The sequence below is a fragment of the Bariatricus sp. HCP28S3_D3 genome, from assembly GCF_052065755.1.
In the GTDB taxonomy this organism is placed as follows: Bacteria; Bacillota; Clostridia; order Lachnospirales; family Lachnospiraceae; genus Allocoprococcus.
On sequence record NZ_JBQHTK010000107.1, the window covers coordinates 1 to 453 of the forward strand.

General features: G+C 38.0%; 1 pseudogene. It reads right to left on the bottom strand.

Annotated features, from left to right (window positions below):
• Positions 1-453, bottom strand: a pseudogene (locus ACTNB3_RS17925) (hypothetical protein); the annotation flags it as partial.

Consider the following 453-nt stretch of genomic DNA (forward strand, 5'->3'; position numbering starts at 1 on the left):
TCTTCCTTAGTAATCCAGCGACGTTTTCCCTGTTCGACAATGGACTGCTCTGAAAAACAGCGAATAAAAAGTTCATACTCAGAGACATCTTCGAATCCTGTTTTGGTGATATCATAAAGGGTTTCTGCATCTTTTAAAAACTGTTCCATACGCTCTTCCAGTGTAGAACTTCTTTCATGATAAAATACTTTGTTGAAATCATTCGGCTGTGCGTAATGCAAAAGTGTCTCTGGAAGCATTTCCGGCTTTACACTATGAATATATGTGACTAATCGGGATATGCAGGAGTAGATCAATTCACTTCGTGCAAGCATACGCATGTTTGAATTAATCATCAAGGAGTCCATTCGACGAATCTTGCCATCAAGCTCCATCATTTTGGCGATTTCTTTATTATAGTTTTGGATGGCAGCTTTGTATAAATCAACTCCGTGAGTTTGTTCATAATCATAA